This window comes from Paraburkholderia sp. FW306-2-2C-D06C (assembly GCF_058781505.1).
Genome location: NZ_JBYSWU010000030.1, coordinates 35,391 through 59,335, shown reverse-complemented (window position 1 = coordinate 59,335; position 23,945 = coordinate 35,391). Strand labels below are relative to the sequence as shown.

The 23,945-nt window shown below is 59.5% G+C and carries 21 protein-coding genes and 6 pseudogenes; 18 read left to right on the top strand and 9 right to left on the bottom strand.

What is annotated here, in order from left to right; translation table 11 throughout:
* Positions 1-32: 32 nt before the first annotated feature.
* A complete protein-coding gene (locus AC3WLT_RS22255) occupies positions 33-377 on the top strand; it encodes a cupin domain-containing protein (protein ID WP_492593845.1) in 345 nt (114 codons plus the stop codon).
* A 936-nt stretch (positions 378-1,313) separates the two neighbouring features.
* On the opposite strand, the pseudogene AC3WLT_RS22250 reads toward AC3WLT_RS22255, so the two are convergent.
* Positions 1,314-1,457, bottom strand: a pseudogene (locus tag AC3WLT_RS22250) (ABC transporter substrate-binding protein); the annotation flags it as partial.
* Positions 1,458-1,636: 179 nt separating this feature from the next.
* Positions 1,637-3,106 (bottom strand): MocR-like pyridoxine biosynthesis transcription factor PdxR, encoded by a 1,470-nt coding sequence (pdxR, locus tag AC3WLT_RS22245; protein WP_492593844.1) that lies wholly within the window; start codon positions 3,104-3,106, stop codon positions 1,637-1,639.
* Between the two features lie 189 nt (positions 3,107-3,295).
* Between pdxR and AC3WLT_RS22240 the strand changes: the two are divergent.
* The 5 genes and pseudogenes from AC3WLT_RS22240 to AC3WLT_RS22220 form a co-directional block, all read left to right on the top strand.
* Positions 3,296-3,514, top strand: a pseudogene (locus AC3WLT_RS22240) (omega-aminotransferase AptA); the annotation flags it as partial.
* Between the two features lie 40 nt (positions 3,515-3,554).
* On the top strand, positions 3,555-5,609 hold the full coding sequence (locus AC3WLT_RS22235; RefSeq protein ID WP_492593843.1) for a PepSY domain-containing protein: 2,055 nt from the start codon (positions 3,555-3,557) through the stop codon (positions 5,607-5,609).
* A gap of 70 nt (positions 5,610-5,679) precedes the next feature.
* On the top strand, positions 5,680-6,423 hold the full coding sequence (locus AC3WLT_RS22230) for a DUF4198 domain-containing protein (protein WP_492593842.1): 744 nt from the start codon (positions 5,680-5,682) through the stop codon (positions 6,421-6,423).
* Between the two features lie 28 nt (positions 6,424-6,451).
* Entirely contained in the window at positions 6,452-6,586 is a 135-nt protein-coding gene (locus AC3WLT_RS22225; protein WP_492593841.1) for a hypothetical protein, read from the top strand.
* 234 nt (positions 6,587-6,820) lie between these two features.
* A complete protein-coding gene (locus AC3WLT_RS22220) occupies positions 6,821-7,975 on the top strand; it encodes a porin (protein ID WP_492593867.1) in 1,155 nt (384 codons plus the stop codon).
* A gap of 391 nt (positions 7,976-8,366) precedes the next feature.
* On the opposite strand, the gene AC3WLT_RS22215 is transcribed toward AC3WLT_RS22220, so the two are convergent.
* Complete coding sequence (locus AC3WLT_RS22215; protein WP_492593840.1) at positions 8,367-8,972, bottom strand: IS5 family transposase; 606 nt, start codon at positions 8,970-8,972, stop codon at positions 8,367-8,369.
* An 83-nt stretch (positions 8,973-9,055) separates the two neighbouring features.
* Between AC3WLT_RS22215 and tnpA the strand changes: the two genes are divergently transcribed.
* Both tnpA and AC3WLT_RS22205 read left to right on the top strand, forming a co-directional pair.
* Positions 9,056-9,496: an IS66 family insertion sequence element accessory protein TnpA gene (tnpA, locus tag AC3WLT_RS22210; RefSeq protein ID WP_492593839.1), complete on the top strand. Its 441-nt coding sequence runs from the start codon at positions 9,056-9,058 to the stop codon at positions 9,494-9,496.
* A 17-nt stretch (positions 9,497-9,513) separates the two neighbouring features.
* A pseudogene (locus tag AC3WLT_RS22205) lies at positions 9,514-9,993 on the top strand (Tn3 family transposase); the annotation flags it as partial.
* A 156-nt stretch (positions 9,994-10,149) separates the two neighbouring features.
* On the opposite strand, the pseudogene AC3WLT_RS22200 reads toward AC3WLT_RS22205, so the two are convergent.
* Positions 10,150-10,458: pseudogene (locus tag AC3WLT_RS22200) on the bottom strand (Tn3 family transposase); the annotation flags it as partial.
* A gap of 87 nt (positions 10,459-10,545) precedes the next feature.
* On the opposite strand from AC3WLT_RS22200, the gene AC3WLT_RS22195 reads away from it, so the two are divergent.
* Complete coding sequence (locus AC3WLT_RS22195; protein WP_492593838.1) at positions 10,546-10,809, top strand: hypothetical protein; 264 nt, start codon at positions 10,546-10,548, stop codon at positions 10,807-10,809.
* Positions 10,810-10,871: 62 nt separating this feature from the next.
* Here AC3WLT_RS22195 and AC3WLT_RS22190 read toward each other — a convergent pair whose 3' ends face one another.
* From AC3WLT_RS22190 to betC, 3 genes are all read right to left on the bottom strand, one after another.
* Entirely contained in the window at positions 10,872-12,020 is a 1,149-nt protein-coding gene (locus AC3WLT_RS22190) for a porin (protein WP_492593837.1), read from the bottom strand.
* A gap of 262 nt (positions 12,021-12,282) precedes the next feature.
* Positions 12,283-13,233 carry a choline ABC transporter substrate-binding protein gene (locus AC3WLT_RS22185; protein ID WP_492593836.1) on the bottom strand — a complete coding sequence of 317 codons (951 nt, stop codon included), beginning with the start codon at positions 13,231-13,233 and terminating at the stop codon, positions 12,283-12,285.
* Between the two features lie 51 nt (positions 13,234-13,284).
* On the bottom strand, positions 13,285-14,844 hold the full coding sequence (gene betC, locus AC3WLT_RS22180) for a choline-sulfatase (protein ID WP_492593835.1): 1,560 nt from the start codon (positions 14,842-14,844) through the stop codon (positions 13,285-13,287).
* A 140-nt stretch (positions 14,845-14,984) separates the two neighbouring features.
* Here betC and AC3WLT_RS22175 point away from each other — a divergent pair, with 140 nt between their 5' ends.
* The gene (locus tag AC3WLT_RS22175; protein WP_492593834.1) at positions 14,985-15,899 is read left to right on the top strand and encodes a choline sulfate utilization transcriptional regulator; all 915 of its coding nucleotides are present in this window, start codon (positions 14,985-14,987) and stop codon (positions 15,897-15,899) included.
* Between the two features lie 146 nt (positions 15,900-16,045).
* On the opposite strand, the gene AC3WLT_RS22170 is transcribed toward AC3WLT_RS22175, so the two are convergent.
* Together AC3WLT_RS22170 and AC3WLT_RS22165 are read right to left on the bottom strand one after the other, a co-directional pair.
* Positions 16,046-16,393 (bottom strand): hypothetical protein, encoded by a 348-nt coding sequence (locus tag AC3WLT_RS22170; protein WP_492593833.1) that lies wholly within the window; start codon positions 16,391-16,393, stop codon positions 16,046-16,048.
* A 123-nt stretch (positions 16,394-16,516) separates the two neighbouring features.
* The gene (locus AC3WLT_RS22165; RefSeq protein WP_492593832.1) at positions 16,517-16,954 is read right to left on the bottom strand and encodes a hemerythrin domain-containing protein; all 438 of its coding nucleotides are present in this window, start codon (positions 16,952-16,954) and stop codon (positions 16,517-16,519) included.
* A 1,008-nt stretch (positions 16,955-17,962) separates the two neighbouring features.
* On the opposite strand from AC3WLT_RS22165, the pseudogene AC3WLT_RS22160 reads away from it, so the two are divergent.
* The 8 genes and pseudogenes from AC3WLT_RS22160 to adhP form a co-directional block, all read left to right on the top strand.
* Positions 17,963-18,091 (top strand): annotated as a pseudogene (locus AC3WLT_RS22160) (universal stress protein); the annotation flags it as partial.
* Between the two features lie 28 nt (positions 18,092-18,119).
* Positions 18,120-18,626, top strand: coding sequence for a universal stress protein (locus tag AC3WLT_RS22155; RefSeq protein WP_492593831.1), 507 nt, complete (start codon positions 18,120-18,122; stop codon positions 18,624-18,626).
* On the top strand, positions 18,623-19,450 hold the full coding sequence (locus AC3WLT_RS22150; RefSeq protein WP_492593830.1) for a universal stress protein: 828 nt from the start codon (positions 18,623-18,625) through the stop codon (positions 19,448-19,450). The genes AC3WLT_RS22155 and AC3WLT_RS22150 overlap by 4 nt, the downstream gene beginning before the upstream one ends.
* 108 nt (positions 19,451-19,558) lie before the next feature.
* The gene (locus AC3WLT_RS22145; RefSeq protein WP_492593829.1) at positions 19,559-21,205 is read left to right on the top strand and encodes a bifunctional aminoglycoside phosphotransferase/ATP-binding protein; all 1,647 of its coding nucleotides are present in this window, start codon (positions 19,559-19,561) and stop codon (positions 21,203-21,205) included.
* 387 nt (positions 21,206-21,592) lie between these two features.
* Positions 21,593-21,934: a c-type cytochrome gene (locus tag AC3WLT_RS22140; RefSeq protein WP_492593828.1), complete on the top strand. Its 342-nt coding sequence runs from the start codon at positions 21,593-21,595 to the stop codon at positions 21,932-21,934.
* Positions 21,935-21,980: 46 nt separating this feature from the next.
* Entirely contained in the window at positions 21,981-22,355 is a 375-nt protein-coding gene (locus AC3WLT_RS22135) for a DUF3564 domain-containing protein (RefSeq protein ID WP_492593827.1), read from the top strand.
* Positions 22,356-22,390: 35 nt separating this feature from the next.
* Positions 22,391-22,612: pseudogene (locus AC3WLT_RS22130) on the top strand (hypothetical protein); the annotation flags it as partial.
* Positions 22,613-22,792: 180 nt separating this feature from the next.
* A complete protein-coding gene (adhP, locus tag AC3WLT_RS22125; RefSeq protein ID WP_492593826.1) occupies positions 22,793-23,818 on the top strand; it encodes an alcohol dehydrogenase AdhP in 1,026 nt (341 codons plus the stop codon).
* The last annotated feature ends 127 nt before the right edge of the window (positions 23,819-23,945 follow it).

Here is a 23,945-nt window from a genome sequence, read left to right as displayed (position 1 = left end):
CGTCATTCAACCATCGTCAAGGAAACCACAAGATGAAAGTCCAGCAGATCAAACAAAGCATTGCGTTGCAGGGCCTGGAGGACTGGGGCACAACCTGCCTTCCGGGCACGCCGGAGATCAAGGTATCGGGCGTGCAGAGAGTGATACGGGGCAGCGAAGCGATCGATACAGGCATCTTCGAATGCACGCCCGGCACATATCGGCGCTCGGTCAAGCAGGCCGAAGTGATGCACTTCGTTAGCGGCCGCGGCCGCTTCACGCCCGACTGCGAAGACACGATCCACTTCACCGGCGGCGACACGCTGTTCTTCGAAGCACACACGGAAGGCACGTGGGAAGTCGAAGAGACGATGCGCAAGGTCTACGTGATTTTTTAACGTCCTGATTGAAGCCTTCTTTACGCTGACGCCCCGAGGATTGGGAGGGATCAGACGCCTCATATGCCGTCGTGGGCGTGGCCGAAACACGTGACCGCTCGGACGTCTGCACGAACCATTTCTTCCGACTCAACATGGCATTGCGTGCTTGAGAAATTGCGCAGCCGGTGAAAAGCAGGCTTTCCGATGCGACGATTATCGACCTGTCGCTTCGGAATCATCTAAGTCTCAGTGCTCTGCGTTCGGAGCATGGCTCCGCATTCCATTTGGGAACTATCGTCAGAACGATGTTTGCATCATTCTATTTGTTTGACGCTGGCTTCGGCGACGGAAATCTGTCGATCTACATCGACACCGACAGGAGCCTCGGTGAGCTCGCAATGTCCCGAAGCCTCGAATCTACTTACAGTCTCGGACCGCATGCTTTTGAGGCTACCGCCCGACTGCTAGAACTCTACGATAGTCAACTGCGGACGGCACCATTTGCAGAGTTGATCGCGGCTCATCAACGCGCCGAATGCAATTTCCATGCATCTCCTGAAAGACGATTGTGTATCCCGGCACTTGTTCAACGGTCTCGACGAAGACAAGGGAAAGATCGCAGTATGAACTCGGCAATGGATTTGTAAGTACCTACAAGGCGCCGTCTTCAGCAGCAGCCTCCTCTCGCGAGAACGAGAGGTTAGGAGCGTCGCGATTGCGTGAAGCGCCGGAATGGGAATTCAGGTTCCTTAGCTAACGAAATCGCAGCCGCAAGCCACGACCTTTCGTCCCGTACAGAGTCTCCCGCGGGGAGCCTGCAGCAAACGGCCGCATCGATGGATGAAATTACCGGGATCGTAGATCGGTCAACTGCGGCGGCCCGCGAGGCCGACGAGCGTTCGGCGAGACTTTCACCGGCGCGAGGCCTGCCGCAATGAAGGTCGAATAGAACTAGGCGACCGAATACGGCGTGCGACATTTCTCCGGTATCGCCGCGGCGTTCGGCATCTTCGAGAAGTCGAGTTTCTCGAGGAGGAGTTCGCGGCCGCCGCGCAGACACTTCGAGGTCGGGTTGTCGATAACGTCCCAGATCGGCTTGCAGTTCCGGCGGCTCGTGCCCGGACTCGCGCTTGCGGCTCAGGCTTTCAGATCGGCCCAGGCGTCGGCGTCCGCCAGACGAACTTCGCGGTCACGGAGTGCCGACGCGGCAGTCCCCAAAACATTCATGTCCCTCGCGAGCGGCTGTACGACCCTTGCCGAGAAGTGTCTGAGGGGCATTACCGCGAATCCGGCACGGATATTACGCTCTCGACGATGCGGGCGAAGGTCTGGACAGCGGGACGGATGGCTTCGATATCGAGCGCGCCGAACCCCAACAGAAATCCGTCACGAAATCCTGGATCGCCTTGATTGAACGTGTGCAGCCTGCGAAGGTAAATTCCCTGTTCAAGCGATCGCGATACAGTCGTATCGAAGTCAACCAGATCCCGGATCCTGATTGTCATATGCAGACCCGCCGCGTTCCGTGATGTTTCAAGTGCATCGCCAAAGCACTGGTCCAGACATCGGAGCAATTCCGATTGTCTTGCACCGTAGATATCGCGCATCCGCCGAATGTGCGTCGAGAAATGACCGTCCGCAATAAAGTCTGTCATTGCTGCCTGCAAGGAAAGGTGCCCTGGTCTGTATAAGCGCAACGAAGCGGCTGCGAAGGAATCGACCAGGTCGGGCGGAACGACTATATAGCTGAGCCTCATGCCGGGGTACATTACCTTACTAAACGTTCCCATCAGAATGACACGGCCGTTTTCATCGACGCCTTGAAGAGACGGAAGCGGACGCTGGTCATATCGGAATTCACTGTCATAGTCGTCTTCCAGAACGAATGCGTCCCACCGCTCAGCGGCCGCACGCAGACGGGCACGCCGTTCGTCCGACAACGTCACCCCCATTGGAAACTGATGCGATGGGGTCATCACTACGAGTCGAGGTCGGCGCAAACATCGTTCGAGCTTCATACCGTTACTGTCGACAGCAATAGCCTCCACTTCCAGCCCGTTGGCGCGCAACAGGATTGGCGTTGCCCAGTGGCAAGGGTTTTCAACATAGGCTAGTTCACCCACGTCGGCCAGAATGCGTGAGCAAAGGTCAATCGACTGATTGCTCCCCATTGTTACGATGATCTGTTCCGGGGAGGCCCGAACCGCGCGCGATACGCGCAAATACTCCGACAGCGCGCGGCGCAACGGGAGATATCCGCCTGGATTGGAGTAGCCCATGAGGTCCGCATGCTGCTCCCCGAGATAGCGATTCTGGATACGCCTCCATATCTGATAAGGAAAATAATCCGTATCGCAGACGCCCGGCACGAACGCCCCCTTGCGTTCCTGGATGCCCGCAGGAGCGCGTATCAGTTGCTCCCCGCGCTCGGACAGGGTTCGTGCGGTTGATTCCCGAGGCACCGACTTCATCGATTGCGGCAGCTTGTCGGAGACAAGCGTACCGCTCGTGGAATCGGTATGGAGATAGCCGTCGGCCGACAGCCTGTCATAAGCCGTTACAACGGTTATTCGGGAGACCCCTAGTGCCGCCGCGAGCGTACGGGAAGACGGCAAACGTGCGGAAGCCTTCAGAGTGCCGTCGGATACCGCGTCTCGGATCCCGTTCGCGATCTGGATCTGTAGGGGTACGGACCCGTCCCGACGGAGACGGCCGATCAGGAGGTCAGCAAGTAAGGAGTCAGCCATTGGACCTATCAAACTTTTTGAATTGGACTCATAGGTTCGCCGCGGGTACGCGTACTGTCAAGTCTCGCCGTCGACCAAAGCCCTAAGTCGAAGTGCGCCAGGAGATTCATGGATCTTACAGATATTAAGCATCATAGGATGTTACTTTGGATTCCTATCTTATCTGGTTTACTCCTAACGTACTGTTTGGGCGGCATCTCGGTAGGAGGCATGGTTGCTAATCGCAGGATATTCGCAACGATGATACTGCCGGGCGTTGATCATCTGCCTCATACCCACAGCCTGCCAGACATGGCCTTCTCTAAGAACCAGCCCACGTGGGGCGCGCACCTCGCATCTGACCTCGAGCGACTGGTGGCGCTGCACGACGCCTCATCCATCGCAGCAGTCATCGTCGAGCCGATGGCTTGCAATCAAAGCCAACGTCATTCCAGTTATTGGGGGTCCTATGCGTGTATCTCTACGTGAGCGTATTCTTCAGCTACATCGCGTGATAGGCCTGAGCATCGGTCTATTCGTCGTCATGGTGGCGGTTACCGGCGCGGGCATGCTGTTTCGGGCGCCACTCGAACCCGCCATCTACCACGATCTGCTCAAAGTCGCATCGTGCAAACAGCGCCTACCGCTGGATACGTTGATTGCCAATGCCAGCGCTTCTAATCCAGTCGCAGGCCGGCCAAAGCAGCTGCGCATATACGACGACGCGGATTCCAGCACGCGCGTTCTTTTGAGCGACAACCGGTGGTACTACGTCAATCCATGCACTGGCGAAGTGCTTGGAAGCGAGCATCGTTACGGCGGCCTGTTCGGTACGATGGCCAGACTGCACAGCTTTCAGTTTCTGGAGAATGGAAGCGTCGTCGCTGGAACGCTTGCGCTGACATTCGCGATTGTCCTGGTCGGTGGCGGCTTGGCTGTGTGGATTCCAGAGGCCTTGCGTAAGCGCAGGCGCGCCGTCACGATCAAGCCCAACCTCACCGGTCGCGCGCGCTGGCTCAATCTGCACAAAACCCTTGGCGTCTATGTCAGCCTCATCGTACTTGCGTCCGCGCTCACCGGCGCGCTGCAATCGTTTCAATTCGTGAGGGATGCGCTCTACACACTGACAGCCTCGAAGCCCCCCGCACCTTCTCCTGGATTGGTCGTGCAGGCCGATACGCAAAGCCTGCCAGTCGAGGCCCTCTGGCAACGCGCACAGGCATTGGTGCCGCAACCAAAATATGCCCGCATTCGCTACCCTGGCAAGCCCGGGGATGCTTTCAACATCGATCTTGTCGCACGCGACGCACCGCATGTAAATGCGTTTTCCTATGTCAGTTTCGATGCGAGCACAGGCAAAGTGTTGCGTTTTACCCCATATGCCGAGAACAGCTTAGGTCATCGAATTTACCTGACGGCGCTTGCGCTGCATTACGGATGGCTGAGCGGCGGAATTATTCAAGTCCTGCAACTGATCGGCATGCTCTCTGTACCGGTATTGGCTTACGCCGGCATCGGCAGTTATCTGCGCGGCAAACGCCGTCGGACGGCTTCCGTGTCGCCCCGAACGACGCTCGCGTTGAAAGTGTCCAGAAAAACGGCCGAAACGGAGAACATTCAATCTTTTGAACTTGTCGACCCTGCCGGAAAAGCACTGCTGCCGTTTACGGCCGGTTCCCACATTGATATTCATGTGCCCGGCGGAAAGGTTCGACAATACTCACTGTGCAATCCTCCTGGGGAAAGACATCGCTATCTCATTGCCGTCATGCGGGCAGAACCAACGCGCGGTGGATCGCGAGCCATGCATGAGCAGGTCGAGGAAGGCGACTTAATTGAAGTCAGCGCTCCGAAAAATCACTTCCCGCTCGTGGAATCCGCGAAGCATTCCCTGCTCATCGCGGGTGGTATCGGTATTACGCCGATTCTTTGCATGGCGGAACACCTGGCGGATCTCGGAGCCGATTTCAAAATGCATTACTTTGCGCGCTCGCCGGCGCGCGCAGCCTTTGTCGACCGCATCAAGCGCTCGAAATTCGCCGACCGCGTTTTCTTCCACTTCACGGAAGACCAGAAACAGCAACGGCTGGATCTAGCCGCGCTTCTCGAAACGCCCGATGCCGAAATGCACTTATACGTATGCGGCGGCGAAGCATTCATGAATGCAGTCATCGACACCGCATTGCAAAAAGGCTGGCACAAAAACCGCATGCACAGGGAATATTTCAGCGTTGAACGCAGGGAATCCGACAGCAATGTCGAATTCGACGTCACGATTGTAAGCACTGGCAAGACTATTTGTATCCCTGCAGACAAGACGGTAATGGCTGCTTTGGCGGATTACGGAATCCACATTACGACGTCGTGTGAGCAAGGCGTCTGCGGCACTTGTGTAACGCGCGTGCTGGAAGGCGAACCGCAGCATCGTGACGTGTTTCTCTCCGACGACGAGAAGAATAGGAACGATCGCTTCACTCCCTGCTGTTCGCGTGCCAATAGCCGGAGGCTGGTACTCGATCTGTAGATGGAAAAGCCGGCACTGTCGGCAAAACTGTGAACAAACCGTTTTTTGCCAACCACTGAAGGAGACACAAATGAGGATCACCGGAAAGCTTGCTATCGTGGCAAGCATAGTTGCAGGCATGGGCGCAGCCAGCCTGGCGCAGGCCCATGGCATCTGGTTTGCGCAGCGCTCGAACCAGCTGGCGCTGATCTACGGCCTCGGCGGCGACGACCTGGATGTCATCAAGCGCCAGCAAAAAGTGAAGAGTGTCACGGCCTACGACGAGCAGGGCAAGGAGGTCTCCACGCAGCTCACGCCCAGCGGCCCGCTGCTTGTGGTGAATACCGACAACCAGCCGGCAATCGTTGCCGGGATCATGGACAACGGCCTGTGGAGCAAGACGGCGGACGGCAAGTGGTACAACAAGGGCAAGGAAGAGGTGCCCAACGCCACGATCAGCTTGCACACATTCAAGTACGGGGTGCATCTGCGCCGGCCTCTAGATGGGGCGATGCCCGTACTGCCCGGGCAGAAGCTGCAGATCGTGCCGATCGGCAAGCGGCTGCCGGATCAGATGGGCCAGCCGCTGACGGTTCGGGTGCTCTACGACGGCAAGCCCGCGCACGGCGCCGAGGTGCAGCCAGACCTCCTCAACGACCCCGATTCCGAACCGCTGAAGACCGGCGCCGACGGCACCGTGACGATCAAGGTGCGCAACCAGGGCCTCAACGTAGTCGTTGCGAAATTCGATTCGCCGCCGTCGGAACCCGCCAAGACGAACAGCGACGAGCATGAGGCCACACTGTCGTTCATGCTGCAGCACCTGCCCGAATGATCAACCGTTATCTGCTGGAGCTCCTCCCATGAAACGAATTTCCGGCCTGGCCGCACTTGCTGCGGCCGCTCGCGGCGTGAAGCTTGTCAAGGGCGACAAGGTGATGGCTCTCGCGACGATGGAAGACAAGTCGACGAGCGGCGCGCACTTGGTCATCAAGTAAGGAAGGCGTCCCTGGACGCCGTCAACTCTGGTTGCCGGCGTTTTAATCTTTCCCGGAAGCACCGCACTGCAACCAGCGTGACGAAGGGGTTTGCACCTGCTTTCGGCAGGCTCTCGACTGTGCCCGGAGATCCAAAAAGAGTCGTCCAAGGGCAGGCCGCGTGACCTCGCTGATTGTCGAAAAGATTGGAGTGAGACAGTGAAGAATTTTTTTATCCAACCACAAAACATTCATATGAAAAAGTCCTTGATTGCGGCGGCCCTCATAGCCTCGTTCGCATCTACGGCACAGGCTCAGAACAGCGTCACACTCTACGGTATGATCGACGTCGGCATGAACTATGCGAACAACGTTGGTGGCCACAAGCAGTATTCGATGGTCGCCGGAAATCTCAGTGGCGACCGTTGGGGGCTGCGAGGCGCTGAGGACCTCGGCGGCGGACTGCAAACACTTTTCGTGCTTGAAAACGGCTTCAGTGTTGCGAACGGAAAGCTCGGTCAAGGGGGCGACGAGTTCGGACGCCAAGCCTATCTCGGTTTTTCATCATCGAACATAGGTACCGTTACGTTCGGGCGTCAATATGATTTGATTAACGACTTGACCTACATGTTCGTGGCGGCACAGATGTGGGGCGGATACGCCAGCGCCCATCCTGGCGATGTAGATAACACAGATGGCAGCAACCACGTCAACAACGCGATCAAGTTTCGAAGTGTGTCGTACGGTGGATTGTCGTTCGCAGGCCTCTACAGCTTCGGCGGTGTCGCTGGAACATTCAACCAAAACCAGATCTGGTCAGTCGGGGCGAACTACAATTTGGGACCACTCACGCTTGGCGCCGCCTTCGTCGACGCGCGGGATCCTAACTTCTCCTATTTTGGCAATACCGCGGCTTCAAGCACTACGGGGTCCAACATGACTGCAAGCCGCGTGTATTCCGGCTATGCGTCCGCGAAAAGACAGCAGATCTTCGTCGCAGGCGCTTCTTATGCCGTTGGTGCCGCTACGTTCGGCGTTGACTACAGCAACACGCAGTTCAAGGATATCGGGACGCTACCGGGTCTCCCGGCTACCGGCGCAGGCGGCGATGCAAGATTCCACGACATTGAAATCAATGTCGGCTATCAACTCACGCCGGCCCTCCACCTCGGCGTCGCCTATAACTACCTGAAAGGATATGGCGTCAACGGTGCAACTTACAATCAAGGCACGATCGGGGCTGACTACTTCCTTTCCAAGCGAACTGACCTTTACACAGTCGCTGTTTACCAGCACGCGTCGGGCACTGATTCGACCGGTGGGAAGGCGGTCGCAAACCTCACGGGCCTAACCGCCTCCTCAACTCAGAGCCAAGCGCAAGTAGTTATTGGCATCCGGCATCGCTTCTAGCAGAAGCTTGAGGCAGGCTTCAGTTTGACGAGCTAGGCGCCGTGAAAATGAGTCTCGTACGCGATCAGCCGTTCAGGCAACGATGGGCTGGCTAGCGGCCAGCCGGTGCCTGGTGCACGATGGCCGCGCCGCGACGGCGTTTGCGTCCGGGCTCAGGTGCTTTGCGAGATGCAGCAGAGGCGCCCGGTGAGCCTCAGCAAGGCCAGGAGCGAAGCTGATGATGATAGGAGGCCAAGACTTTAGACTTCGCCCTAGTTTAGGGAAACGCTGATCAAAGGGCTCACCACTTGCCTGGCAGACAAGACAGCTTGCGATTTTCAGAGCGCCGAAGAGATTCGATCGTGATCGAAGTGGGTTCCAGTCGTATCAGGAGTCTCTTCTCGCGCATTTTTCATACAGCGGACGCACTTCTCCCATAAGCAAAGCGCAGCCGGTTTTTCGCGATCACCAGATTGGCCAAAGCGAACAAGCTGAACAGTTGCGCCGTGTTCTTGACCAGCCCCTTGTAGCGCACCTTGGCGATGGTGAAACAGGTTCTTGACGATATGAAACGGATGCTCGACTCGCGCACGAATCTGCGCCTTGGTCTGCTCGACCTCGATGAGCAGCTCTTTAGTGCACCGTCGCGCATCGCCTTCATCTTGCCGCGCTTGACGGCTACGTGCCACTTCACCGACTTGCCCTGCATCTCGTCGGGCTTGTCTACGCCCGTGTAGCCACCATCGCCGAATGCTTCACGCTCATGGCCGTTCAGCAGGGCATGGGCCTGCGAGACATCCGACTCATTGGCCGAGGTGCCGACCACGCTGTGAACCAGGCCCGAATCGGCATCGACACCGATGTGCGCCTTCATCCCGAAGTGCCATTCGTTACCCTTCTTCATCTGATGCATCTCTGGGTCACGGCTGTTATCGGCATTCTTTGTCGACGGCGGTGCCGCGATGATCGTCGCACCGACCAACGTGCCTTCCTTCATTACCAGCCCGCGCTTGCACAACGTATCCGCCCGAGAATCCCCGTTATCGAGCGAACGTCGCTGATGGCTGACGATTCTCCCATTGCGATGACGGGAGGATATTCATGCAGGAAACGGAGAAGTTGCCTGGGGATGCGGCGGGTGTGAGTTCGCCACCAGCGAGAAGGCGGCGCAATCGTGGCACACGGCCTTGGCGAGAGGTCATAGGCGAGTATCGAGCAAGCGGGTTGACGATCCAAGCCTATAGCGAGCGCAGCGGAATTTCCCGTTCCTCGATGACGAGGTACCTGGCGCTTGCTCGCCAAGCCGAGCGAAGCGGTGGCGCGGAGCACGCCGCGAGCGCCACGGTTGCAGTGGCGCAGACCATGGCGGGCTTTATGCGCGTTGGAATCGTCGATTGCGGCGTGGACGCCACCGGCAACGGGAACGTGTGCGACGTGCCTGAGTTGATTTTGGGCGATGGAGTTCGGCTGCGACTGCCTGCTTATGCGCTCGAGCCTTTGCTTCAGGCGATGATCAATCGTATCGGTGCGGGGGCGCGATGATGATGCTCTCGACGGCGGTGCAGGTGTCGATCAAGGCAGGCAGGATGACGCCGTCGACGATTCTGCGCCGGCTCGGCTCGGAGAGCACGAAGAACAAGCTCTATTTCGCATTCCGGGAGCTGGGGCGCGTGATCCGCACACTGTTCCTGCTGAAATATCTGAGTGATCCGGAGCTGCGTCGCACGATTCACGCCGCGACCAACAAGAGCGAGCAGTTCAACGACTTCGCGCAATGGCTGATGTTCGGCGGCGAAGGCGTCATCGCGGAAAACGTCCGCCATGAGCAGCGCAAGGTGATCAAGTACAACCACCTCATGGCGAATATGGTGATCCTGTACAACGTGCAGTGGATGTCGCGCAAACTGAAAGAGCTGCAGCAGAAGGGGCATCCGGTCGACGCCGAGGTACTCAAGGTGCTATCGCCGTACCGGCGGGAGCATATCACCCGGCTCGGGGACTATCTGCTGGATCTACAACGCCCCGTTCCACCACTCGACCCGACCATCGATTTCGCGTTCAAATCAGCAGCTAAGGCCGAGATGTGGCGGATTTTTAGCGAATCCCGGTCGGACCTCAGAATATGGCGGTACGCTCAGGCCAAGCGCAGCCGGTTGGTTGTTGCGGCTGTACTTCGCGACGAAGCTTAACGATACTTAAGCGGCTTCGGCCGCAGCTTCTCGGGGATCGCGCAGCGGACGTAACTCGCCGCGGGCGACGGCCTCGTGAATGGCGAACGAATATCGCCCGAGCATGTTGATGTGGTCGAAGCCGAGCGGATCGAGCCGCGCGACATCTTCGTCGTGGACCGGAAACCCTTCGGCCCGCAACTGCGTCAGCACGGCGTCCATGTAGATGGTGTTCCATAAGACGATGACGTTCAGGATCAGCGCGAGCGCTCCCAACTGGTCTTCCTGTCCTTCGCGATACTGCTGATGGAGTTCACTGCGCTTGCCATGAAACAAGACCCCATAGATCGAAGAACTCGAGCCAGATGGCATTTTCGGCGGCTATGTGCGTACTACCCCTACACTCTGACCGGCGACGAAGCGTTGTCGAACGCGGAAGCGATGGCGCGCATCGGTGCCGCGCTGGGTCGCCGGATCGACTACGTGGCGGTGTCGGATGAAACCGCCATCGCCTCGATGCGCGACGCAGGCATGGATGACTGGTCGATCGAGGCACTCATGAGCCTGAGCCGGACTATCCCCGCCGGCTACGCGGCGGGGATCAGCCCGGACGTTGTGCAGTTGCTGGGTCGCGCGCCTATCGGTTTCGACCGTTTCCTGGCGGACCACCTGGCAAGCTGGAGATAGCCCATAACGGCGAGTCAACATGGCGACATAAGTTATGTCGCCATGTTTCTCACTCAACCCGGCTAGAACGAATGCTTCATCCCGATCCGCACATCGCTCTGCGTATTCGACGTCGACGGTGTGAAGCTGTAGCCGATCACCGCATTCACGCCATCCGATGCACGCAGGTAGTCGCCGGAGATATAGACGTCGGTACGTTTCGATAACAGGTAATGCAGCCCGAGCGAGCCCTGATTCCAGTGGTTTCCTTCGAAGCGCGTGTGCTGATATCCGCCGTACAGAACCAGCGCCGGGGTGAAGTTGTAGGACGCGCCCGCTTCGTAGACCTGCATGTGCGAGGTCTGCCCGAAACCCTTGATCGTCGTGTACGTGAAATCCCCTGAGAGCATCACGTTGCCCATCGTATATGCCGCACCGATCGCGAACGCGCCTTGTTTATCGACCGGGAACGACGACGAGCTATATAGATCGGTAACCGCGCCGGTCGTCGGATTGACGGAAACGGTCGGCTGGCCGAGGAAGGTCCGCGTGCCGATCATCGCGTACGGGTCGAACGCATAGATGCCGAACGGATTGTTCAGCTGCGTATACGCCGCGCCGATGTTGAACGTGCTGTGCTCGTAATGCACGCCCACGCTCCATGCGCTCTTCTGATGGAAGTCGCCGGCGGTGTTGCCGAACGAGTACATGCCGCCGAACTTGAAGCCTGAAAAATCGCTCGATACGAATTTGACGGAATTCGGCAGGCGATCGCCGTTCATGCGGTCGAAGTCGCCCTGGTGGATCGCGTAGCCGCTCGCCCACGAGGAGATGTTGTACAGATAGACGAACTCATCGGTCATGTCGAGCTGGTTGCCGAACGAGAACGTCCCCCAATTGTTCTTCAAGCCCACGTATGCCTGCCGTCCAAACTCCGCACCGCCGAATCCTGATCGTCCGTTGCCTAGATGGAAACCCGATTCGAGCACGAACACTGCCTGCAAGCCGCCGCCGAGGTCCTCGACACCCTTGAAGCCGATCCGGTTGCCGTATGAAATACCGTCGTCGAATTTGAACTGATGGGCGCCGCCGGCATTGTTCACGTAGGTGATACCCGCATCCAGGATACCGTATAGCGTGACGCTGCTCTGCGCGTGGACAGCCGCGGGCGCGCATGCGGCGCTTGCCGCGAGAGCGAGCCCCGAAAGGCTGACGGCATTTCTCTTCTTCATCTAATTCTCCCCTGCTCTTTGCCTGCGTATTTCGTTGGATAAAGCGATCCCTGCTGCGTGTAATAACGTCTTACGCGCGGCGCTTCTCGCATGACGGGCAGATCTATACCGATTGAGACCGAGTGACGCTGGAGGCGATGCATGCAATGCGTCCGGCATGCCTGCATCGACGGATCAAGAATACGGGTCCAGATTTAGAAGGATTCGACCGGATGCGACATGAATTTTTCGAGTAGCGACCTGGTGGTTAGGAATGCCGCTGTTATTTCACGCCGAGTGCGGTCTGCACGGCTTGCAGACCGTTGGCCCCGCTAGCGGTGTTCACGCCTTCGAGCCATGACTTCAGTAATTCCGGATGACGCTTGAGCGCATCGGCGGCAGCCACGTCCACGCCGGTCTTCTTTTCCAGCACCTCGGCGATCACGCCGTTTTCCAGATCGACATTGAACGTCAGTTGCCTGAACAGGCGGCCGACATTCGGGCATTGTTCCGCGTAACCCGTGCGCGCAACGGTATTGACCGTGGCGCCGCCATAGTTCGGGCCGAAGTACTTGTCGCCGCCGTCGAGATAGGTCAGCTTGAACCTGGTGTTCATCAGATGTGGCTCCCACGCCAGGAACACGATCCATTTCTTCTCGCGAACCGAGCGTTCGGCCTGGGTGAGCATGCCGGTCTCGCTCGACTCGACGAGCTTCCAGCTGCCGAGTCCGTACGCTTTTTCATCGACCATCTTCTTGATGTTCTGATTGGCCGGCGCCCCCGGCTCGATGCCGTAGATCTTGCTATCGAACTTGTCGGCGTTCTTCGCGAGATCGGCGAACGAATGCACGCCGGCCGCCGCCACGTAGTCGGGAACCGCGAGCGTGAACTTCGCGTTGCTCAGATTCGGATGCACGACCTCGATCGACCTCTCATCCTCGAACGGCTTGACGACCGGCGCCTGCGCGGGCATCCAGTTGCCGAGAAACACGTCGATCTGCCCTTTCTTCAAACCCTGATAAGTAATCGGCACCGACAGGTTCGCCACGTTCTGCCGGTATCCGAGCGCCTTCAACAGAACGCCGGTCATCGCATTGGTCGCATCGATGTCGGTCCAGCCGGGCCCGGCCATGTTGACCTGGGTGCACGACCGCGGCTCGGCCGCCGACACGAACGTGGTCGCCGCGCATAGCAACACAACGCCGGATACCGCCTGTTTGAAGAGCTTTTTCATGTCGGCTTCCTGAGGGTGAGATGAGAGTGAGATGAATCGCTAACGGACGCGCTAACGGACGCACTGGCGAACCACGGCCGGGAAACGCGCCATCGCTTCGAGCGTATCGAGGTGGATGTGATTGCGCATATAACGCTGGCCTGCATCGACAAATGGTTGCCAGTCCCATGACGCGACCGTGCCTTGCGTCGTGGCCTCGAAATGAAAGCGGCGGCGGCGCTGGCTTCTCAGCACGTCGTCGTGCAGCGCGGCGAGATTCCAGCGCCGGGCAATCTCGCCGCGAAACGCCGCGACCCGCGATGCGTACTCCGCGCGCGCCGCGAGATTCTCGCGTTCCAGCGGATCGGCGGCGACGTCGTACAGCTGGTCCGGATCGGCTGGCGTGTGAATGAACTTGAAGCGGCCGCGGCGCAACATCACGATCGGCGCGATGGCGCCCTCGCCCAGATATTCGCCGATCGCTTCGTCATGGCCGCCATGCGCACCACGTGCGCCGAGCAGATGCGGCACGAGGCTTTGGCCGTCGAGTGAATCGGGCCATGCGGCGGGCCGCTCGCCACGCGCCAGCTCAACGAGCGTCGGCAGCAGATCGAGATGCGACACCGACTCGCTCACGCGATGCGCGTCGAACTTCCGGGGCGCATGCACGATCAGCGGCACGCGGCAGCCGCCTTCGAAGAACGTCATCTTGTACCAGAGGCCGCGCTCGCCGAGCATCTCGCCATGATCGGACGTCACCACAATGACGGTGTCCTGAGCGAGTCCGGACTGCTCGAGCGCTTCGAGGATCGCGCCGAACTGGTCGTCGACGTATGAGATCGCGCCGTAGTAAGCACGGCGCGCATTGCGGATCTGCTGAACGGTCGGCGGCGTGCGGTCGGTTTCGCATACATGGCGCAGGCGCTTCGAATGGGGATCGGCTTCATCGAACGAATCGCGATGTGTGGGCATGTCGATCTCTTCGTCGCGGTACATGTCCCAGTATTTCTGCGCAATCGCGTACGGGTCGTGCGGATGCGTCAGCGAGGCAGCCATGCAGAACGGCCGTGCATCTTTACCGGCGTGGCGTTCGCGCGCGATATCGAAGAGCTTCTGACGCGTGGTGAACGTGACTTCATCGTCGAAGTCGAGTTGATTCGTGCGCACGCAGGGACCGGAGTCGATCACCGAACTCATGTTGTGATACCACGTCGGACGCGCTTCGAAATTGTCCCAGTCGGGCGTCCAGCCGAAATCGGCGGGATAGATGTCGGTGGTCAGGCGCTCCTCGAAACCGTGCAACTGATCGGCGCCGCAAAAATGCATCTTGCCCGAGAGAATCGTGCGGTACCCTTCCGCGCGGAGATAATGCGCGAACGTCAGCGTTTGCGACGGAAATTCTGCTGCATTGTCATAGGCGCCGATCGCTGACGGCAGCTTGCCGGAAAGAAAAGAAAAGCGCGACGGCGCGCACAACGGACTCGCGCAGTACGCCGATTCGAACACGACGCCCTGCTTCGCCAGCCGATCCAGATTGGGGGTTTTCGTCAGACGATGCCCGTATGCGGCAAGCGCGAATGGCGTCATCTGATCGGCCATCAGAATAAGAATATTCGGTTTCGTGTCAAGCATTGGAGCGCGCCTCGAATAGAATCGCAAGTGTCGGTGCAAGCAGCGGGACGTGAGTGCGAGTCCCGGTATGCGCACCACTATTGCCGTCCAATTCGCCGCTGTGAAGACTGCAAATCGTTATGTGCCTATAAGGGGGTGTTATGTCGAGGCAGGATCGCTTGCCGCCGATGCAGGCGTTGACGATGTTCGAATCGGCAGCGCGTCTGGCCAGCTTCACGGCAGCCGCGCGCGAACTGGGCTCGACCCAGCCGGCGGTCAGCCAGCGTATCGTGCAGCTCGAGGAAGCGCTCGGCGCGCCGCTGTTCGAGCGCGGCCATCGCGGCGTCACGCTGACGGAAGACGGCGCGCGCCTGTTCGAAGCGGTCCGTCACGCGCTCGACACCATTCGCCTCGCCACGGCCGACATCCGCGCGCGGCGCACTCCGCAAACGTTGACGCTCTCCACCGACTTCGGCTTCGCAACCTATTGGCTGATGCCGCGCCTGTCGCAATTCAAGGCGCTGATGCCGGACGCCGACGTCAAGATCATCACGTCGCAGAACGTGTTCGATCCATCGCACAATCAGGCGGACATTGCGATCGCTTTCGGCGACGAAGATTCGGACTGGACCGCCCGCGGCGCGGTCAAACTGTTTCCGGAGCGCGTTATACCGGTGTGCAGTCCGGCGTTTCTCGCCGCGCATCCGCAGTTGCGCTCGCCGTCCGATCTGACGATGCTGCCGCTGCTGCGCCTCGAACCGACCAATCCTGCACGCTGGCTGTCGTGGGCCGACTGGTTCGCCGCGCAGGGTCTCGACGCGCCGGCCGCGCATCGCGGCATCACGTTCAACAGCTTTACGCTGGTGGCGCATGCGGCAATCATGGGTCAGGGTGTCGCGCTCGGGTGGGCGCCTTTAGTCGACGAACTCGTCGCGACTGGGCAGCTCGTCGAACTGTTCGATACGCCGGTCGTCACCGACCGCGGCTATCTGCTCGTCACGCAGCGCGCGCCCACACCCGCGATCAACGCATTCCGCCAATGGCTGCTGGGCGAGTGCGGGCTCGATGCCGAATAGCCGCTGACGCTCCCATTCCAGCGCGACGGCGGTTAGCTTCTATCCGTGCGCATCGCTGATTTGCTCTACTTCGATGATGGGGTATTGGGGTGATTGTACTTACAAGCCGTCTAAACGCGGACGTAGCCGGCCCCGCAGAACTCGCGCTACAGCGCGTACTGCAACGCCAGGTCGAAACCGATGACGACCAGCGAACAGCCGAGGCCGGCCAGGAGATTCGCGACCCGATGTTCGAAATCGTGATCCCGGCTCATCCAGGCACCAATCAGGAAAATCCCTTCAAAGACGACCTGGAGCGCAACGAACACAAGCATCAGCAGAAACTCGTAACCCATGAACCTGAAGTTCGCGAAGTTCATCCCATAATCGAAGATCCACCTGCCCACCCTATACACCTCATACGCCAGCAACAGGATCGGAAAGAGGTAGCTGGCAACATAGGTCGGCACGCTTGCGTGCCGCAGTTCCAGGTGAAAGTGACGAACAGCTTGCATATTCCCTCCTGCGCCGGCTTTTAGTACTCACAAAACTCTTTGCTCGATTGCTCGGCCACAGATCCTGCTGATCCGCGTTTGCATCGCGTGATCGGCCGCCCATCGAAAGGCGCAACCGAACTGCTAACTTTCCGTTTCCGGAATCGTTTTGACGATCATTGAGAATAATTTGCCGAGATCGTCTTCAAGTTTGACCCCGTCGAACGGGTCACGATTTGCTCCAAAGGCGGCGTCGATCTCCACCCAATCTTCCTTTGTCAGCAGACGTCTGGCGGCCGGCAAAATCAACGTCTCTTCCATACACCGGTGGTCTGCATAGAACTCGCCATACTCATCCACCATGGCTCGCAGCTCCCGAAGTGCGGGGGCACCCTTCAATTCATACCGGGTCAGCGCACGCTCGATATTTATCAACTTCACGTCACCTCGAGCGTGCTGGGATTCCAGTTCCGCAAGGACATAGTCAAATTCATCTGTCCGATCCCGCAACGGCCTGAACAGGTAATGATCCTCCTTAGGATGATGCACCTGCTGAGGATACTCGCGGATGTAATAAAGCATGCCCGTAACACAACAAGTCCCGGAGCAGGCGTACCTGCTGCCAGCAGACGCACAAAGCGCCGCATGCCCTCTATCACGGTCGACAGCTGCTCGTGTTCACGAAGGATGACGGTTATCGCACTATGCGGTTCCGGCGACTGCATATCAAACTCCGCGCCAGTACATGAAATGAAGTGGCGAATCGATTTGCTGGCACACATTGGCGGCAAGCGCGAGAAGCTGCGCCCATATATTGGATGTTAGTCATCCTCGGCTTGAAATGACAGCGCGCTGACCTCACGGCCTTGATGAAGATCAATGGATGCGCAGCGCGTACTCGTTTGAAACTACGGGGATACCCACGATCCCACCCATGTTGTGAAAGCGCGACGCCTGGCAAGGTCGCCGCCATCACACCGAGCCCCTTTTCCGATATAGACCCATCGCTCCTGCGTGTCAGCCATCAATCTGTGCAGAAAAGGAAGTTATGAAGCAGTTTAAATACCGTCGGTATCGACTTGGCCCGTCTGACGGCTCCTGCCCATGTAATGGCAGTGGCGAACAGTAGGCTCAGGGATATTCCCTGAGCCAATCTGGCCAGCCAGCGATGCCGATGACGTCAGCCGATTCGCTCCATCAAGCCGCTCCTTCGCTTCATCCCGAAATCATACCGAATGACAGGATAAGTCGAGATCCGTCAGCGCAATTGAGTTGCATCAATACCCGAGCGCAACGCATTTCCTGGCGCTAACGTGCCCCTGTCGCGGACCCCAATGGAATGTGCGTCACGGCCGCTCACCGGCTCCCACTCGCGGCAACCCGCTGAGGCGTCGCGCCACTACGCCGTTGATCTGAATCAACGGCGACGACTATCTGGTCTATAGACTCAAAACATGCGCTCGTGTGCTATTCACCGACATCTGGAGCGACTGCAATGAGCTACAAGACCATCGTTGTCCATCTTGATACGAGCCAGCACGTGCATTCCCGGCTCAAGCTCGCACTGTGGCTCGCCAGGCGCAGGTGTCGGATACCGGAGCCGATCTGCTCGTGATGGGCGCATACGGCCATGCCCGCTGGCATGAACTGGTGATGGGCGGAGCGACACGCTCGATCCTCAAGTCGATGACCGTGCCGGTCCTGATGTCGCATCGATGAACGCATGCCCCACTCAGGAGAGCTCTCCATGTATCAGCAGATTCTGGTTGCCGTGGACGGCAGTGAAACGTCTGCTCGCGCGTTCGACGCCGCATTGCAACTGGCGCGCGAGTCCGGCGCGCAGTTGCAGCCGCTCTATGTCGTCGACGTGCCGCTGATGTCCTACGATGCGCCGGGGTACGACCCGACGTACATTCGCGATGCCTTCCTCCAGGAAGGCACCCACGTGCTCGGCGACGCCGTCGCGCGCATGAGGCGTGAGGGCGTGCGGGGTTCGTCACGAATCATCGAAGTCGATCCGGCGGCCGACGACATTGCGCACTGCATCCTGCGTGCGGCGAACGAGTTGAAAGCCGACGTCGTCGTGATGGGTACGCATGGCCGGCGCGGCTTCCCGCGGCTCGTGCTGGGCAGCGTCGCCGAACGCTTTCTGCGGATTGCAGAGTGTCCGGTGCTGATGATATCGGCCCATAGCGCCGCGTCGGCGGCCACGGGCGCCGACGCACAAGCTCACCCCGCCAAGGAACCGTCATGAACTACAAAACTCTGCTCGTACATCTCGACGACAGCGCCCACAGCTCCGCGCGCGTCGACTTCGCGCTCGATCTGGCGCGTCAATATGATGCGCATCTGATTGGCCTTTATGTCGTTTGCCAGGATCTCACGCAACCGCTGCTTATCTACGGCGAAGGCTTGCGCCCCGCCATCAGCGAGGCGCAGCACGACATGAACCTCAAAAGTGCCCAGGCACGATTTCTCGCCACGGCCGAGCAGGCTGGACGCAGCGTCGAATGGCGCGCGCCGTCGGGACCGGCTGTCGAAACAGCGGTCCTGCACGCGCGGCACGCCGATTTGCTGATCCTCGGTCAGGACGACGTGGAGGATCGCGCATCGTATATCGCACGTCATTTTGTCGAGGATGTGCTGATGAGTTCGGGCCGTCCGGCTATCGTGTTGCCATACGCCGGACACGTTCGGTCGTTCGCCGAGAATGTGCTCATCGCGTGGGACGGCAGCCGCGAAAGCGCACGGGCGATTGCCGATGCGCTGCCGGTCATCCAGCATGCGAAGTTTGTCACCGTGATGACAGTCCAGCGGCATCCCGACAGCGAGGCACCAGCCGGTATCGACGTTGCCGCCTGGCTGGCGCGGCATGGCATTGATGCGGGGTTCGTGGCCGCCCCCAAGGAGGCGAGCCTGACGACGGGCTCGATGTTGTTGGACGCGCTGGCTGACCGGCATGCCGATCTGCTCGTGATGGGTGTGTATGGTCACACGCGCGTTCAGGAACGGCTGCTCGGTGGCGTCACACGGACCATGCTCCAAACGATGACCGTGCCTGTATTGATGTCGCACTGAGCCGCCGTGCTGGGCCGTGCTGATGTGAACGTGGCATGACCTCAGTCAATTCCGGTTCATGACGCGGGCCTACGCTGGAGGGGCCCTCATTGCGTTCCGGAGCCGACCATGCCCAGTCATTTCATCCCGCCGCTGCACAAGCCACTGCATGCACGGCAACGCGAACACCTCGCGCAGCGCGGCTGGCGCGCAATCGATCGAGCGTTGCAACGGCCCTGTTCATACCGCCATCCGGCAGGTCGGATACGCCGTATCGAAACGCATATTTCGGTGATCTATCTGACTGGCCGCTACGCATACAAGCTCAATAAACCGGTCAATCTGGGCTTTGTCGATTTCACGCGGCCTGCCTCACGGCAGCGTGCATGCTGTGACGAAGTGCGGCTGAACCGTCGGCTCGCGTACGAACTTTACTGTGGTGTTGAAACGATTGTTCGCCGGGGACGCGTCAGCAAGATCGGCAAGCACGGGCGCGTGACCGAACACGCGGTCAAGATGCGACGATTTGACGAACGCGATGTGTTTTCTGCATTGCTCGCGCGCGGCGAACTCGGCTTTGCAGAGATCGACGCGCTCGCCGAACGCCTCGCCGCCTTTCATCGCCACGCAACGCATACGCCACCGGACCACCGCTACGGCTCGGCAGCGGCGGTGCGTATGCAGATGCAGACAGTGCTGGATGCATTCGAGCGGGAAACACGGACGCTCGTGCCCACCCAATTGCGTGACTGGTGCGAGAACGAAGGCAAGCGGCTCGCGGGACATCTCGAAGCACGCCGTGCCGGCGGCTTCGTGCGCGAATGTCACGGCGATCTGCACCTCGATAACGTCGTAGGCCGTGGCAAGCATGTGCTCATGTTCGACTGCATCGAATTCAGCGATGCGTTGCGATGGATCGACGTCGCCAGCGATTTGAGCTTTCTGCTCATGGACCTGCAGGCGCACGACCGGAATGATCTCGCGGCGCGGCTCCTCAATAGCTGGCTGCAATGGACCGGCGATTTTGCCGCGCTGCCCGCGATTCGTTACTACATGGTTTACCGCGCACTGGTGCGTGCTTACGTAGCGTTGTTGAAAGCGCGCGGCAACCTGGCGCGGCACGCCGCTGAGCAGGCGAATCGATACCTGCGGCTCGCCGAACGTATGATCGCCATGCAGCGCCCTTACCTGCTGCTGTGTCACGGTTATTCAGGGTCGGGCAAATCGGTCGCAAGCGACGCGCTGGCCAGTCTGATCGGCGCGATACGCCTTTCCAGCGACGTCGAACGCAAACGCTTGAGTCCGTTCGCGCCGGTTGACAACCGGCCGATGGCTGCCACCGCGTATTCAGCCCGCTCGATCGATCACCACTACAACGTACTGCTGGCGCTCGCGCGGCAGGTGCTGGAGGCCGGCTATCCGGTGCTGGTCGACGCTACCTTTCTCAAGCACGAGCATCGATCACGTTTTTCGGCATTGGGTGACAGGCTGTCGATTCCCGTTGTCGTGCTGGATTTTCATGCGCGCGCGTGTCGACTTGTGGAGCGGGTACGCACCCGTGCTTTGGAATTGCACAACGAGTCCGACGCCGGGGCGGTCGTGCTGGTCAAACAATTGGCGAACGAGGAGCCGCTTACTTCAGAGGAAATGGCGGGTACCGTCTGTTTCGACACAGAAGTGCCGCTTGGCGCCTTCGCGCATGTCGAGTACTGGACAGCACTGTTGCAGAGGCTGGACCAGCTTGCAGCGGCTCTGCCGGAAACGGCGCACGCGTGAGCAGCGCCCTCGACCAGCGCCACCCGCGATCGCCGCGCGTCACTGCACCGGGATTCGACATGACCGCGACCATGCCGGCATCGATCTTCCTCCTGGGCTGCCCCCGGCAGAGCGAACGTCGGCGTTCATGAGCAAGGCGATTGATTTGAGTCAACTACCGAAAACGGCGGCAGCGCACGATGATTTTGTGCCGTTTGCCGTCCTCGCTCGTATTAGCTGCTTTCGCCGGCGTGGCATAAGGCTGTCATGGAACATCTGTTCAGATTGTGCACCGCGCTTTACGATTCCGCGCGCCCACGTTCGGTAGCCGATGTGGCGTCGCAGCGGATCTCGCGGGGACGGCACCGCCCCTACACTGAACCCGGAACCTGTCCTCGAGTGTGTCTCGTGAATACCCTGCCCTTGCGCTCTCTCATTGCAAATGCACTTACGCTGTTGCTGGCGGCAAGCGGCGCAGCGCTCGCGCAGTCCGAGCCGACTGCGCTGGTCGATCAGCAGCATTGCATGTTCTGCCATACCCGGGACGCACCCTTTCTCGCACCGTCGTTTCAACAGATTGCGGACCGTTATCGCGGTGTGCCACACGCTGGCCTGATGCTTGAACACAAGCTGCGACTCGGCGGCAAAGCCCATTGGGGCGACATGGCAATGCCGCTGCCGGCGGATCGCGGCGGCCCGTTGACGCCCGAAGACGCCCACACGTTGATCCAGTGGGTTTTGAGCCAGTAGACATCCAGCTCGTTTGCACGTGTTCGTAGCATGTACGGAGAACCTCATGCGCCTCACCCTCCACCTCGACACGTTCGATCGTGTCAATCCCATGGCATTCGCCATCCTGTGGCTCGACAAGGAAACGCGTCAATGGTCTCGCGAGGGCCATATGGGGCTCGAGTTGCCCGAATGGGGCGCCTTGCACGTCGATCGCGGCAGCACGCTCGTCTGCGGGCCGCACGATTCGACGCCCTGCTGCGTACTCGAAGGGCTCGATCTGAACGCCGATTCCGGACCGTTCGAGGGCGAAACCGGACGCGCGCAATGGTGCTCCGATGCCGGCAGATCTCTGATGACAGGCCATTGGCACGTGCAATGCGTCGACAACGAAAGCACGCAGCCGGAAGACGGCATCTTCGCCGCCGACGACAGCCAGTGAGCGTTGCCGACACAGCCACCGAGATGAGGTACATCGTGGCATTGACTGCTGATCTGGACGGCGTGCGTCATGCGTACGGGCTCTGCTTTGTGCGTGCGCCCTGGGCCTATTTCACGCGTTTGACACTCGATCAACAATGGGGCGACGGCTGGGAGCGCGCGCCTTATGAACAGCACGCTGGAGTCCCTTATTCCGACAGTCCCGAGCAGATCCTGACCGTCGCCTTCGACGGTCCGCTGTACCCACCCGACCTCGGCTATGACGCCCGATCCGTGGCCCGAACTCAAGACGTTCATTCAAGGGATGCGGGGTGCGGACTGTGCATAGCATCAGACTCCTTTGCCGGATGAACTCTCGGCAGTTTTTGACCCACGTCAATTCCTGCGCGTCCGTGAAGACGATACTGATCGCCATCGATTCTTCGTCTGGAGAAAAACATGGATCAACTCATGAAAGCTGCTGTCGTCCACGAATTCGGCGCCCCGCTGCGCATCGAGGAGGTACCCACGCCGAAGCCGGCTCGCGGGCAGATTCTCGTCAAGATCGAGGCATCCGGCGTGTGTCACACGGATCTGCATGCCGCTGACGGCGACTGGCCGGTCAAACCCAAACTGCCGTTCATTCCCGGCCACGAAGGCGTCGGCTATGTCGCCGCGGTCGGTGAGGACGTCAAACACGTCAAGGAAGGCGACCGTGTCGGCGTGCCATGGCTCTATACCGCCTGCGGTCATTGCGAACATTGCCTGGGCGGTTGGGAAACACTGTGCCACGAGCAGCAGAATACCGGCTATTCCGTGAACGGTAGTTATGCGGAATACGTCCTGGCCGACCCGAACTACGTCGGCCATCTGCCGCCGGAGGTCGGCTTCGAAGAGATCGCACCGATCCTCTGCGCCGGCGTGACCGTGTACAAGGGCATTCGCATGACGGACACGCGCCCCGGTCAATGGATCGCCATCTCAGGGATCGGCGGCCTTGGCCATGTTGCGGTTCAGTATGCGATTGCGATGGGACTGCGCGTGGTAGCAGTCGACGTATCCGCCGACAAGCTTGCACTCGCCCGCGAACTCGGCGCCGCGCTGACGTTCGATGCCGCGCAATGCGACGCTGCCGCCGCAATCCAGAAGGAAATCGGCGGAACGCACGGAGTACTCGTCACCGCGGTATCGCGCAGCGCCTTCGCTCAGGCACTCGGCATGGTTCGCCGCGGAGGCACCATTGCGCTAAACGGACTGCCGCCGGGCGACTTCCCGCTGCCGATCTTCTCCACCGTGCTGAACGGCATCACCGTGCGCGGCTCCATTGTCGGCACACGCAAGGATTTGCAGGAGTCCCTCGAATTTGCCGCCGAGGGCCGTGTCCGTGCACGCATTCATGTCGACCGGCTGGACAATATCAATCATGTTTTTGCCGAATTGAAGAGCGGTCATGTCGACGGGCGCGTCGTTCTGAAAATCGACTGACGCGCACAACCACTTCCCGACGCCGGTACGACGCCCCTGCCCTGCTTCATGACCGGCCAACCGAGCAGACTCGCGTCATCGAGACCGATATAGCGACGTCATCTCGACCATCAGAAAGGGCCAGGAA

Bases quoted from the DNA above. Each gene is read 5' to 3' on its own strand.
- AC3WLT_RS22255 (WP_492593845.1), top strand. From the start codon at position 33: ATGAAAGTCCAGCAGATCAAACAAAGCATTGCGTTGCAGGGCCTGGAG.
- pdxR (WP_492593844.1), bottom strand. From the start codon at position 3,106: ATGGCTGACTCCTTACTTGCTGACCTCCTGATCGGCCGTCTCCGTCGG.
- AC3WLT_RS22235 (WP_492593843.1), top strand. From the start codon at position 3,555: ATGCGTGTATCTCTACGTGAGCGTATTCTTCAGCTACATCGCGTGATA.
- AC3WLT_RS22230 (WP_492593842.1), top strand. From the start codon at position 5,680: ATGAGGATCACCGGAAAGCTTGCTATCGTGGCAAGCATAGTTGCAGGC.
- AC3WLT_RS22225 (WP_492593841.1), top strand. From the start codon at position 6,452: ATGAAACGAATTTCCGGCCTGGCCGCACTTGCTGCGGCCGCTCGCGGC.
- AC3WLT_RS22220 (WP_492593867.1), top strand. From the start codon at position 6,821: ATGAAAAAGTCCTTGATTGCGGCGGCCCTCATAGCCTCGTTCGCATCT.
- tnpA (WP_492593839.1), top strand. From the start codon at position 9,056: ATGCAGGAAACGGAGAAGTTGCCTGGGGATGCGGCGGGTGTGAGTTCG.
- AC3WLT_RS22190 (WP_492593837.1), bottom strand. From the start codon at position 12,020: ATGAAGAAGAGAAATGCCGTCAGCCTTTCGGGGCTCGCTCTCGCGGCA.
- AC3WLT_RS22185 (WP_492593836.1), bottom strand. From the start codon at position 13,233: ATGAAAAAGCTCTTCAAACAGGCGGTATCCGGCGTTGTGTTGCTATGC.
- betC (WP_492593835.1), bottom strand. From the start codon at position 14,844: ATGCTTGACACGAAACCGAATATTCTTATTCTGATGGCCGATCAGATG.
- AC3WLT_RS22175 (WP_492593834.1), top strand. From the start codon at position 14,985: ATGTCGAGGCAGGATCGCTTGCCGCCGATGCAGGCGTTGACGATGTTC.
- AC3WLT_RS22170 (WP_492593833.1), bottom strand. From the start codon at position 16,393: ATGCAAGCTGTTCGTCACTTTCACCTGGAACTGCGGCACGCAAGCGTG.
- AC3WLT_RS22165 (WP_492593832.1), bottom strand. From the start codon at position 16,954: ATGCTTTATTACATCCGCGAGTATCCTCAGCAGGTGCATCATCCTAAG.
- AC3WLT_RS22155 (WP_492593831.1), top strand. From the start codon at position 18,120: ATGTATCAGCAGATTCTGGTTGCCGTGGACGGCAGTGAAACGTCTGCT.
- AC3WLT_RS22150 (WP_492593830.1), top strand. From the start codon at position 18,623: ATGAACTACAAAACTCTGCTCGTACATCTCGACGACAGCGCCCACAGC.
- AC3WLT_RS22145 (WP_492593829.1), top strand. From the start codon at position 19,559: ATGCCCAGTCATTTCATCCCGCCGCTGCACAAGCCACTGCATGCACGG.
- AC3WLT_RS22135 (WP_492593827.1), top strand. From the start codon at position 21,981: ATGCGCCTCACCCTCCACCTCGACACGTTCGATCGTGTCAATCCCATG.
- adhP (WP_492593826.1), top strand. From the start codon at position 22,793: ATGGATCAACTCATGAAAGCTGCTGTCGTCCACGAATTCGGCGCCCCG.